This is a genomic window from Streptomyces sp. SYSU D01066-1, assembly GCF_054956795.1.
This window is the reverse complement of the sequence record NZ_JBUDHV010000046.1, coordinates 47,842-59,855: the sequence shown is the minus strand read 5'-3', so window position 1 is coordinate 59,855 and position 12,014 is coordinate 47,842. Positions and strand designations below refer to the sequence as shown.

At 72.6% G+C, this 12,014-nt stretch carries 8 protein-coding genes and 1 pseudogene; 2 read left to right on the top strand and 7 right to left on the bottom strand.

Translation table 11 applies throughout. The features are described from left to right. The 5 genes and pseudogenes from ACY1JF_RS29085 to tkt all read right to left on the bottom strand — a co-directional run. Positions 1-444: pseudogene (locus ACY1JF_RS29085) on the bottom strand (glucose-6-phosphate isomerase); the annotation flags it as partial. Beyond that, entirely contained in the window at positions 437-1,372 is a 936-nt protein-coding gene (gene opcA, locus ACY1JF_RS29080) for a glucose-6-phosphate dehydrogenase assembly protein OpcA (protein ID WP_462708249.1), read from the bottom strand. The pseudogene ACY1JF_RS29085 and the gene opcA, both read right to left, overlap by 8 nt. After that, positions 1,369-3,120, bottom strand: a complete 1,752-nt coding sequence (gene zwf, locus ACY1JF_RS29075) for a glucose-6-phosphate dehydrogenase (protein ID WP_462708248.1) — start codon at positions 3,118-3,120, stop codon at positions 1,369-1,371. The genes opcA and zwf overlap by 4 nt, the downstream gene beginning before the upstream one ends. Next, positions 3,117-4,262, bottom strand: a complete 1,146-nt coding sequence (tal, locus tag ACY1JF_RS29070) for a transaldolase (RefSeq protein ID WP_462708247.1) — start codon at positions 4,260-4,262, stop codon at positions 3,117-3,119. Before tal ends, zwf begins: the two co-directional genes overlap by 4 nt. A gap of 22 nt (positions 4,263-4,284) precedes the next feature. Continuing rightward, on the bottom strand, positions 4,285-6,369 hold the full coding sequence (gene tkt / locus ACY1JF_RS29065) for a transketolase (RefSeq protein ID WP_462708246.1): 2,085 nt from the start codon (positions 6,367-6,369) through the stop codon (positions 4,285-4,287). 157 nt (positions 6,370-6,526) lie between these two features. Between tkt and ACY1JF_RS29060 the strand changes: the two genes are divergently transcribed. After that, entirely contained in the window at positions 6,527-7,456 is a 930-nt protein-coding gene (locus ACY1JF_RS29060; RefSeq protein ID WP_462708245.1) for a helix-turn-helix domain-containing protein, read from the top strand. A gap of 66 nt (positions 7,457-7,522) precedes the next feature. Here the strand turns inward: ACY1JF_RS29060 and ACY1JF_RS29055 are convergent, their stop codons facing one another. Both ACY1JF_RS29055 and ACY1JF_RS29050 read right to left on the bottom strand, forming a co-directional pair. Then, entirely contained in the window at positions 7,523-8,917 is a 1,395-nt protein-coding gene (locus ACY1JF_RS29055) for a glycoside hydrolase family 16 protein (protein WP_462708244.1), read from the bottom strand. 217 nt (positions 8,918-9,134) lie between these two features. After that, positions 9,135-10,106 carry a L,D-transpeptidase gene (locus ACY1JF_RS29050; protein WP_462708243.1) on the bottom strand — a complete coding sequence of 324 codons (972 nt, stop codon included), beginning with the start codon at positions 10,104-10,106 and terminating at the stop codon, positions 9,135-9,137. A 471-nt stretch (positions 10,107-10,577) separates the two neighbouring features. Between ACY1JF_RS29050 and ACY1JF_RS29045 the strand changes: the two genes are divergently transcribed. Beyond that, positions 10,578-11,915, top strand: a complete 1,338-nt coding sequence (locus tag ACY1JF_RS29045; RefSeq protein ID WP_462708242.1) for a 6-phospho-beta-glucosidase — start codon at positions 10,578-10,580, stop codon at positions 11,913-11,915. Positions 11,916-12,014 lie beyond the last annotated feature (99 nt).

Here is a 12,014-nt window from a genome sequence, read left to right as displayed (position 1 = left end):
GATGCGCTTGCCGGTGTGGCCCGTCCACTGGCCGGAGCGCACCCGCTCGGCGAAGCCGGCCATCTTGTCCAGCACGGCGTGCACGCCGGGCACGACGTTGTCCCCGTCGACCAGGATCGTCGCGTCCGCGGGGGCGCGCAGGGCGGTGTGCAGGACCGCGCGGTCCTCGGTGACGTTGATCCTCTCGCCGCGGAACATGGCGTCCCGCAGGCCGAAGACGTCGGTGGCTGCGGCCAGCTCCCGCAGCAGCCGTAGCGTCTCGTCGGTGACCAGATTCTTGGAGTAGTCGATGCGCAGGTCACCCACGTGCACGACATAGCGTTCCGCGCGCGAGGGATCGGCGGCGAACAGCTCCCGCAGGTCCGGGTGGGACAGCGCCTGGGCGCGGTGGTCCTCCAGGGCCGTCCACTCGGGGCGGCGGGTGAGGTCGGGGGTGTCAGACATGAACGGGGGTCTCCTCGGTGCCCTCGCCGCGCAGGGCGACGGCGTACATCTCGTCCGCGTCGAGGCGCCGCAGCTCCTCGGCGATCAGTTCGGAGGTGGAGCGGACCTTCAGCGCCAGCGTGCGCGGCGGCTGGCCGGGCAGGGTCAGGGTGGCCACCGGTCCCTCGGGCCGGTCGATGACGATCTCGCCGGCCGCGGTGCCCAGGCGGACGGCCGTGACGGCGGGGCCGGCGCTGACCGCCCGGTCGGCCCTGACGCCGAGGCGGGCCTTCAGCCAGCGCGCCAGCAGTTCGGCGGCGGGGTTGTCCGCCTCGGCCTCCACGGTCGCCGACGTCACCTTCATCCGCGCCTGGTCGAGCGCGGCCGCCAGCATCGACCGCCACAGGGTCAGCCGGGTCCAGGCCAGGTCGGTGTCGCCGGGGGCGTAGGCGCGGACCCGTTCCCGGAGGGTCTCCATCGGGTTCTCGGCCGCGTACAGGTCGGTGATGCGGCGCTGGGCCAGCGCGCCCAGGGGGTCCTTGGACGGGTTGGCCGGGGCGTCCACCGGCCACCACACGACCACCGGCGCGTCGGGGAGCAGCAGCGGCAGGACGACGGAGTCGGCGTGCCGCGACACCTCGCCGTACATCCGCAGCACGACCGTCTCGCCGGTGCCGGCCTCGGAGCCGACCCGCACCTCGGCGTCGAGGTGGGACTTGGTGCGCTCGCGCGGGTTGCGGGTGTGCCGCTTGATGACGACCAGGGTGCGCGAGGGGTGCTCGTGCGAGGCCTCCTCGGCCGCCTTGATCGAGTCGTAGGCGTTCTCCTCGTCCGTGACGATGACCATCGTCAGGACCATGCCCACGGCCGGGGTGCCGATGGCCCGGCGGCCCTGGACCAGCGCCTTGTTGACCTTGCTTGCCGTGGTGTCGGTCAGGTCGATCCTCATGGCCTGCGCCAGCTCCGTCCGTCTCGTGCGAGCATCTCGTCGGCTTCCTCGGGGCCCCAGCCGCCGGAGGCGTACTGGGCGGGTTTGCCGTGGGTGGCCCAGTACTCCTCGACCGGATCGAGGATCCGCCAGGACTCCTCCACCTCCTGGTGACGCGGGAAGAGGTTGGCGTCGCCCAGGAGGACGTCCAGGATGAGGCGCTCGTACGCCTCGGGGCTGGACTCGGTGAAGGACTCGCCGTAGGCGAAGTCCATCGACACGTCCCGGATCTCCATCGACGTGCCCGGCACCTTGGAGCCGAACCGGACCGTCATCCCCTCGTCCGGCTGGACCCGGATGACGATCGCGTTGGCGCCCAGTTCCTCGGTGGCCGTCTGGTCGAAGGGGGAGTGCGGGGCGCGCTGGAAGACCACCGCGATCTCGGTGACCCGGCGGCCCAGCCGCTTGCCGGTGCGCAGGTAGAAGGGGACGCCCGCCCAGCGGCGGTTGTCGATCGCCAGCTTCATGGCGGCGTAGGTGTCGGTGGTGGAGGCCGGGTCGATGCCCTCCTCCTCCAGATAGCCGCACACCTGCTCGCCGCCCTGCCAGCCGCCCGCGTACTGGCCGCGCACGGTGTGCCTGCCCAGGTCGTCCGGGAGCCGCACGGCCCGGAAGACCTTCAGCTTCTCGGTGAGCAGCGACGCCGCGTCGAAGGAGGCGGGCTCCTCCATCGCGGTCAGGGCCATCAGCTGGAGCAGGTGGTTCTGGATGACGTCACGGGCGGCGCCGATGCCGTCGTAGTAGCCCGCCCGGCCGCCGATGCCGATGTCCTCGGCCATGGTGATCTGCACGTGGTCGACGTAGGACCGGTTCCAGATCGGCTCGTACATCTGGTTGGCGAAGCGCAGCGCCAGGATGTTCTGGACCGTCTCCTTGCCCAGGTAGTGGTCGATGCGGAAGACCTGGTCCGGCTCGAACACGTCGTGCACGAGCGCGTTCAGCTCCTGTGCGCTGCGCAGGTCGTGCCCGAACGGCTTCTCGATGACGGCGCGGCGCCAGGAGCCCTCCGGGGCGTCCGCCAGTCCGTGCTTCTTCAGCTGCTGGACGACCTTGGGGAAGAACTTCGGCGGCACCGAGAGGTAGAAGGCGTAGTTGCCGCTGGTGCCGCGGGAGGCGTCCAGCTCGTCGACGGCCCGGCGCAGCTCCTCGAAGGCGTTGTCGTCGTCGAAGTCACCGGGGATGAACCGCATGCCCTCGGAGAGCTGCTGCCAGACCTCCTCGCGGAACTCGGTCCGGGAGTGCTCCTTGACGGCCCGGTGCACGACCTCGGCGAAGTCCTGGTCCTCCCATTCCCGGCGGGCGAACCCGACGAGCGAGAAGCCCGGCGGCAGCAGACCGCGGTTGGCCAGGTCGTAGACGGCCGGCATCAGCTTCTTGCGGGACAGGTCGCCGGTGACACCGAAGATGACCAGTCCGGACGGGCCCGCGATACGGGGCAGCCGGCGGTCCTGCGGATCACGCAGCGGGTTGCTCCAGTCGTGGACCGGGATCTGCTCCGCGGCCCCCCGGCCGCGGCCCTGCTCCGGTCCCTGCTCCGCGGTCTGCTGCTCCTGGATCTGCTTCAGGGTCCGTTCCCGCTTCTGCGCCGGGGTCTCGGCACTGGCCCCGGCCGCCACGGCCCCCGCCGTCTCCTGGGCGTCCTGGACCTCCTTGGCCTCCTTCGTCGCCTTGGTCTCGCCCGCGTCCGGGCCGGGAAGCTTCTTGCTCATTCCCCGTCAACTCCCTTGCTGTCGAGGGACTTCGTCACGGCGTCGAGCAGGTCCTGCCAGGCCGCCTCGAACTTGGTCACGCCCTCGCGCTCCAGCTGCTCCACCACCTCGTCGTACCGGATGCCGAGCCGCTCCACGGCGGCGAGGTCGGCCCTCGCCCGGTCGTAACCGCCGGTGACCGTGTCCCCCCGGACGTCACCGTGGTCGGCGGTGGCCTCCAGGGTGGCCTCCGGCATGGTGTTCACCGTGCCGGGAGCGACCAGCTCCTCCACGTACAGGGTGTCCCGGTAGGCCGGATCCTTCACCCCGGTGGAGGCCCACAGGGGGCGCTGCCGGTGGGCGCCGGCGCCCGCCAGGGCGGTGAAGCGGGCGCCGGCGAAGACCTCCTCGTACGCCTGGTAGGCCAGTCGCGCGTTGGCCAGGGCCGCCTTCCCCTTCAGGGCGAGGGCCTCGTCCGTGCCCAGCACGGTCAGCCGCTTGTCGATCTCGCTGTCGACGCGGGAGACGAAGAAGGAGGCGACGGAGTGGATCGCGGCCAGGTCGTGCCCGGCGGCCCGCGCCTTCTCCAGGCCGGCCAGGTAGGCGTCCATGACCTCGCGGTAGCGCTCCAGGGAGAAGATCAGCGTGACGTTGACGCTGATGCCGGCCCCGATGACCTCGGTGATCGCCGGGAGACCGGCCTCGGTCGCCGGAATCTTGATCATGACGTTGGGGCGGTCCACCAGCCAGTGGAGCTGGCGGGCCTCGGCGATCGTCGCCGCCGTGTCGTGGGCCAGGCGCGGGTCGACCTCGATGGAGACCCGGCCGTCCCGGCCGCCGGTCGCCTCGTACACCGGGCGCAGCACGTCGGCGGCGGCGCGGACGTCGGCGGTGGTCATCATCCGCACCGCCTCGTCCACGGTCACGCCGCGCACCGCGAGGTCGGCGAGCTGCTCCTCGTAGCCGGCGCCGGAGCCGATGGCCGCCTGGAAGATGGACGGGTTGGTGGTGACGCCGACGACACCGCCGGTGGCGACCAGCCGGGCCAGGTCCCCCGACTCGATCCGGGTGCGGGACAGGTCGTCCAGCCAGACGGAGACGCCCTCGTCGGCCAGGCGCTCCAGCGCCTTCGGGGTCCCGGTTGCTTCGGTCACAGTGATCATCATCTTCTTTCCGGTGTTGCTATCAGGCAGGAACGCCGCGGGCGGCGGCGAGGGATTCCCGGGCCGCGGCGGCGACGTTCTCGGCGGTGAAGCCGTACTCGGTGAACAGGGTCTCGGCGTCGGCGGAGGCGCCGTAGTGCTCCAGCGAGACGATGCGTCCCGCGTCGCCGACGAAGCGGTACCAGGTCAGGGCGATCCCGGCCTCCACCGCCACCCGGGCCCGCACGGCCGGCGGCAGCACGCTCTCGCGGTACGCCCGCGGCTGCTCCTCGAACCACTCCACGGACGGCATCGACACCACCCGCGCGGGGGTCCCCCCGGCCTCCAGCAGCTCCCGCGCCGCGACGGCGACCTGGACCTCGGAGCCGGTGGCGATCAGGATCACCTCCGGGGTGCCGGTGGAGGCGTCCCGCAGGACGTAGCCGCCCTTGGCCGCGTCCGGATTCGCCTCGTACACCGGCAGGCCCTGGCGGCTGAGGGCGAGGCCGTGCGGGGCGGGGGCGGTGGAGTGGCGGCGCAGGATCTCCGCCCAGGCGGTGGCCGTCTCGTTGGCGTCGGCCGGGCGGACGACGTTCAGGCCGGGGACGGCGCGCAGCGAGGCGAGGTGCTCGACCGGCTGGTGGGTGGGGCCGTCCTCGCCCAGGCCGACGGAGTCGTGCGTCCACACGTACGTCACCGGCAGCTGCATCAGCGCCGACATGCGCACGGCGTTGCGCATGTAGTCGGAGAAGGTCAGGAAGGTGCCGCCGTAGATCCGGGTGTCGCCGTGCAGCGCGACGCCGTTCATCACGGCCGCCATCGAGAACTCGCGGATGCCGAAGTGGACGGTACGGCCGTACGGGTCGGCCCCGGGCAGCGGGTTGCCCTCGGGCAGGAAGGAGGAGGTCTTGTCGATGGTGGTGTTGTTGGAGCCCGCCAGGTCGGCGGAGCCGCCCCACAGCTCGGGCAGGACCGGGCCGAGCGCCTGGAGCACCTTGCCGGACGCGGCCCGGGTGGCGACCGCCCGGCCCGGCTCGAACACCGGCAGCGCGTCCTCCCAGCCCTCGGGGAGCCGGCCGGCCACCACCCGGTCGAACAGCGCGGCGCGCTCCGGCTGGTCACCGCGCCACTTGCCGATCCGCTTGTCCCAGGCGGCGTGCGCCTCGGCACCCCGGTCCAGGGCGCCCCGGGTGTGGGCGAGGACCTCGTCGGCGACCTCGAAGGACCGCTCAGGGTCGAAGCCCAGGAGGCGCTTGGTGGCGGCGACCTCGTCCGCGCCGAGGGCGGAGCCGTGCGAGGCCTCGGTGTTCCGCGCGTTCGGCGCCGGCCAGGCGATGATCGTGCGCATGGCGATGATCGAGGGGCGGCCGGTCTCCGCCTTGGCGGCGGTGAGGGCCGCGTACAGGGCGCGCACGTCGACGTCGCCGTTCCCGGCGGGCTCGACGCGCTGGGTGTGCCAGCCGTAGGCCTCGTACCGCTTCAGCACGTCCTCGGAGAAGGCGGTGGCGGTGTCGCCCTCGATGGAGATGTGGTTGTCGTCGTAGAGGAGGACCAGGTTGCCGAGCTTCTGGTGCCCGGCCAGGGACGAGGCCTCGGCACAGACGCCCTCCTGGAGGTCGCCGTCGGAGACGATCGCCCAGACGGTGTGGTCGAAGGGGGACTCGCCGGCCGGGGCCCCGGGGTCGAACAGACCGCGCTCGTAGCGGGCGGCCATCGCCATGCCCACCGCGTTGGCCACGCCCTGGCCCAGCGGCCCGGTGGTGGTCTCCACGCCCGCGGTGTGGCCGTACTCCGGGTGACCGGGCGTCTTCGACCCGTGCGTCCGGAACGCCTTCAGGTCGTCCAGCTCCAGCTCGTACCCGGCGAGGTAGAGCTGCGTGTAGAGGGTCAGGGAGGTGTGTCCGGGAGAGAGGACGAAGCGGTCCCGGCCGGTCCACTCGGGATCGGCGGGATCGTGACGCATCACCTTCTGAAAGAGCGTGTAGGCGGCCGGGGCGAGGGCCATCGCCGTCCCCGGGTGGCCGTTCCCGACCTTCTGCACGGCATCGGCCGCGAGAACGCGGGCGGTGTCGACGGCACGCCGGTCGAGTTCGGTCCATTCGAAGCGGTCCGCTGGGCGCGTGCTCATCTTCAAGAAATCCTCGATTGGAGCGCAGTGACTGGTCTGACGTGTTCAAACTTAAAAGTCTGACTTTTTGGAGTGAAGGTCATCGTGTGCCAGCCTGTGGTGAAACTGGGACACGCCTCGGGCGCCCGCGCGCGCGAGGGGACGGTGCGAGAAGGACATGGCGGACGAACGGAACAAAGGCACCGGCGACGAGGGCGGCCACGGCGGCGGGGGCGCCGGCGGCGACGGGATCAAGACGTTCCCCTTCCCGGTCGATCTCAGCCTCCTCGGCGTCGGCATGCAGGTCGGACCGATGGGCGCCGGCCGCACCTGGCACGCACACGCCCCGCTGCACCGCGTGCACCGCATCGACTTCCACGTCGTCATGCTCTTCAGCGGCGGCCCGGTCCGGCACATGATCGACTTCACCGAGCACGAGGCGACCGCCGGCGACCTGCTGTGGATCCGCCCCGGGCAGGTCCACCGCTTCTCGCAGACCAGCGAGTACCGCGGAACCGCGCTGACCATGCAGCCCGGCTTCCTGCCCCGCGCCACCGTCGAGGCCGCCGGCCTCTACCGCTACGACCTGCCGCCCCTGCTGCGCCCCGACCCGGCCCGGTACGAGGCCCTGACGGCCTCCCTGGAACAGCTGCGGCGCGAGTACGAGGACGCCACCACCCTGCCGCTGAGCCTGCACACGGCGGTGCTGCGGCACACGCTCACCGCCTTCCTGCTGCGCCTGGCCCACCTCGCGGCCAGCTCGGCCGAGGCGGCGCGGACCCAGCCGGGCGACACCACGTTCACCCTGTTCCGGGAGGCGGTGGAGCGCGGCTTCGCCACCAACCACAGCGTCAGCGCCTACGCCGACGCGCTCGGCTACTCCCGCCGCACCCTGGTCCGCGCGGTGCGCGCCGCGACCGGCGAGACCCCCAAGGCGTTCATCGACAAGCGCGTCGTCCTGGAGGCCAAGCGGCTCCTCGCCCACACCGGCATGCCGATCAGCCGGGTCGGCGCGGCGGTCGGCTTCCCCGACGCCGCCAACTTCACGAAGTTCTTCCACCAGCACACCGACCTGACCCCGGCGGCGTTCCGCGCGGAACTGGGCTGAGCCGGGCCGGGCACGCGAAGGGGGCCACGCGGTCGTGTGGCCCCCTTCGCGTGCTGTCCGTGCCGCTCAGCGCCCGAAGCTGAACCAGTTCACGTTGACGAAGTCGGCCGGCTGGCCGCTGGTGAACGTCAGGTACACGTCGTGGGTGCCGGTCACCGGGGAGATGTTCGCCGGGATCGTCCGCCACGACTGCCAGCCGCCGGTGCCGCCCACCGCGAAGCTGCCGACGGGCGTGGCGGTGCGGCTGTCCAGGCGGACCTCCACCAGCCCGCTGACGCCGGACGCCGCCCCGCTCGCCACCCGGGCGTTGAACTGGGTGGCCGTGCCGGAACCGAAGTTCACGCCCTTGTACTGGACCCAGTCGCCGTTGGCCAGGGCGCCGATGTTCTGTCCGCCGCCCGAGTCGGTGGTGGTCTCCGTGATGGTGCCGGACTGGGCGTCGTAGGACTCGGCCTGGACGGCGGCGTAGGCGTCCCGGTTCCCGGTGGGCGGTGTGGTGGAGCCCCCGCCGGACGACAGCACCTGGACGTAGTCGACCAGCATCGGGCGGCCGGGGACGGTGCCGCTGTCCGGGCCGCCGCCGAAGGCGCCCGGGAAGCCGCCGCCCATCGCCACGTTGAGGATGACGAAGAACCCGTGGTCGGTGGCGTTGGACCAGGTGGTGGCGTCCATCTGGTCGGCGCGCACGGTGTGGTAGTTGACGCCGTCGACGTAGAAGCGGATCTGCTCGACGCTGGTCGAGCGGTCCCACTCCATGCGGTAGGTGTGGAACCCGGACTGGCAGGTGGACCCCGGACAGGCGGTGGAACCGCCGATGCCGGTGGTCTCGTTGCAGGGTCCGCCGGGGTTGGTCCCGCAGTGCATCGTGGACCAGACGGTGTTGAGGCCCTGGACGTTCTCCATGATGTCCAGCTCGCCCACGCTCGGCCAGTTCCAGTAGTTGCCCCGGAACGGCGCCCCCAGCATCCAGAAGGCGGGCCAGTACCCCTTGGCTGCGGCGCCGGTCACATTCGGCATCTGGAGGCGTGACTCCACGCTCAGCTTGCCGCCGGCCGGGGGCTGGAAGTCGGTGCGGTTGGTCTCGATGCGGCCCGAGGTCCAGTTGCCGGACGCGTCGCGCAGCGGGGTGATGCGCAGGTTGCCGCTGCCGTCGAGGGAGACGTTGTTCGTGCTGGAGGTCATCGTCTCGACCTCGCCGGTGCCCCAGTTGGCGGCGCCGCCCGGGTAGGACGTACCGGTCGCGTACTGCCAGTTGGACGTGTTGACGCCGGAGCCGGCCGCGCCGTCGAAGTCGTCCAGGAAGAGCTGGGTCCAGCCGGACGGGGGCGTGGGCGCGGAGGCGTTCGCGGACGGGGCGGCGAGGGTGGCGCCGGCCGCGGCCAGCCCGAGTGCCCCCAGGGCGGCGACGAGCGCGCGCCGCAGGGGGTGGCGTCTGCGGGGGGTGCCGGAGGTCTCGTGCATGGGGGTGCCTCTCGGTGCGGGGTGGGAGGATGCCGGGCACTGCTGCTCCGCGAGCGCGTGCTGAGAGCGCTCTCAGAGTGCGGCCAATGTGCTCTCCGGGCCCCCGGCCGTCAAGAGGTGAAGCCGAGAAAGTCCCTGTCCTGTGGGGGAGTTCAGCCTCTGAAGGGCGCCGGAGCGCCCTTCGTCCCGTGCCGTCGCCGCGCACGTAGGCGGGCGGTCAGCCCAGGGCGCTGCCCGCCTTCCACTTCTTCCAGGACAGGTTCCAGCCGTTGAGGCCGTTGGCCGGGTCGACGGTCTCCTCGCCCGAGTTCTTCACGATCACCACGTCCCCGAGCAGCGAACCGGCGTAGAACTCGTACCCCGCCGTGGCCTGGTCCGTCCCGCCCTTGGCGTCGTGCAGGCCGATGCAGCCGTGGGTGCCGTTGGTGTGGCCGAAGGCGGAGGCGGCGCTCCAGTAGTTGCCGTGGATGAAGGTGCCGGAGGTGGTCAGCCGCTGGGCGTGCGGTACGTCCGCGATGTCGTACTCGTCGCCGAGCCCGACCGTCGAGGACTGCATCCGGGTCTCCTCCAGCCGCTCGCTGATCACCATGATCCCGGCCCAGGTGGTGTGCTCGGGGTCGCCGCCGGTGACGGGGTAGGCGGCGGTCTTGGCGCCGTCCCGGACGACCGTCATCCTCTCGGCCTTCAGGTCGACGGTGCTGATCTGGGACCGGCCGATGCGGAAGGTGAAGCTCTCGGTCTGGGTGCCGTAGAGGCCGTCGGCGGCGCGTACGCCGGCCAGCCGGAGGTCGACGGTGACGGTGGTGCCCTTCGCCCAGTACTTCTTCGGCCGGAAGTCCAGCCGGGTGTCGCCGAACCAGTGGCCGACCACCTCGACCCCGGAGTCGGCGCTCACCGTGATCGCCGACTCCACCGCCGCCTTGCGGGTCACCGCGTGCGAGAAGGTGATCGACACCGGCATGCCGACGCCGTAGGTGCCGCCCGCCTCCGGGGTCACGGTGGCGGTGAGGGAGCGGGTGGCGGCGGTGCCGCTCGCCGGGGCGCCCCCCTCGGCGGCCCGCGCGGTGCCGGCGCCCGCGCCCGCCAGCGCCGCCGCGACCGGCACGGCGCCGAGGGCGGCGAGCAGCCCGCGCCGCGACCACCCTCCCGGCTGGGTGTCCTGCTGGTCGGGTATGCGGTGGCTGCTCACGGGACGGGCCTTTCGGGGGTTGGGTGACGATCGGGTGCAGTCTGCACCTTATAGCTGGGTCGGAGCTGTGCGGGACCGTTCGTCCCCTGGGACGGCTGTGAGAAATGTGGCATACGGGAACGGGGCCCCGGTCCGCGCGCCCGGTGCTCGTCAGGGGCGGAGCGGCCCGCCCGGTCGCCGTCCCGGCCCTCACCCCGGCCCCCGCGAAACCCCCAGCGCCGTCGGCCGTACCGCGGGTAACGGCGCGAGGGCGCGGGCGGCGTCGCGCGGGACGACGGCCGGGACGGCCGCCGTCACCGTTGTGCGCCCCCGGCGCGGTCGAGCACCGGGTGCGCGGCGGTTCCGGTGAAGGCCGGCACCGCACGCACCCCGGTCGATGCGCCGGTACCGCGTCCGCCGGACGGCCCGCGTGCCATGATCGGCGACAGCGGGGGCCGGCGGCGGGCCGGCCGGTGCGGGAAGGACGCGGACGTGAGGCTGACGATTGTGGGCGGCGGCGGATTCCGGGTGCCGCTGGTGTACGGGGCGCTGCTCGGGGACCGCGGCGAGCGGCGGGTGAGCGAGGTGGTGCTGCACGACCTCGACGCGGACCGGCTGACCGCGGTGACCCGGGTGCTGGCCGAACAGGCCGCCGGTGTCCCCGACGCGCCCCGCGTCACGGCCACCACCGACCTGGACGCGGCGCTCACCGGGGCCGACTTCGTCTTCTCCGCGATCCGGGTCGGTGGCCTGGCGGGCCGCGCGGACGACGAGCGCGTCGCGCTCGCCGAGGGCGTCCTCGGTCAGGAGACGGTCGGCGCGGGCGGCATCGCCTACGGCCTGCGGACCGTCCCCGTCGCCGTGGACATCGCCCGCCGGGTGGCCCGCCTCGCCCCCGGCGCCTGGGTCATCAACTTCACCAACCCCGCCGGGCTGGTCACCGAGGCGATGTCCCGGCACCTCGGCGACCGCGTCATCGGCATCTGCGATTCACCGGTCGGCCTCGGCCGCCGTATCGCCCGGGTGCTCGGCGCCGACCCGCGCGAGGCGTTCGTCGACTACGTCGGCCTCAACCACCTCGGCTGGGTGCGCGGCCTGCGCGTCGCCGGCCGCGACGAACTGCCCCGGCTGCTCGCCGACCCCGCCCTGCTCGGCTCCTTCGAGGAGGGCCGCCTGTTCGGCCCCGACTGGCTGCGCTCGCTCGGCGCGATCCCCAACGAGTACCTGCACTACTACTACTTCAACCGGGAAGCCGTACGCGCCTGCGAGCGCGCCGCCCAGACCCGCGGCGCCTTCCTGCGCGACCAGCAGGCCGGGTTCTACGCCGGGGTCCGTGACCCGGGCGTCCGTGCCCTGGAGCTGTGGGAACGCACCCGCGCCGAGCGCGAGGCCACCTACATGGCCGAGAACCGGGAGGCGGCCGGCGCCGGCGAACGCGAGGCCGAGGACCTCTCCGGCGGCTACGAGAAGGTCGCCCTCGCCCTGATGCGGGCCGTCGCCCGGGGCGAGCGCACCACCCTGATCCTCAACGTCCGCAACGGCTCGGCCCTCGCCGCCCTCGACGCCGACGCCGTCATCGAGGTGCCCTGCCTGGTCGACGCGAACGGCGCGCACCCCCTCGCCGCCGATCCGCTGCCGGACCACGCCACCGGTCTGGTCCGCTCGGTCAAGGCCGTCGAACGCGAGGTGCTGGCGGCGGCCGAGTCCGGCTCGCGCGCCCGGGCCGTGGCGGCCTTCGCGCTGCACCCGCTCGTCGACTCCGTGAACGTGGCACACCGCCTCGTCGACGGCTACACCGCCGTCCATCCCGGCCTCGCCTATCTCCGGTAGGTGAGACCGCGCCTCGGAGGGGACGTTCCCATGAAGAATTAAGGAAAGCGCGAAACCCCTGGTCAACCGCACTGCAGGGCGAAATGCGACTCCGGCATG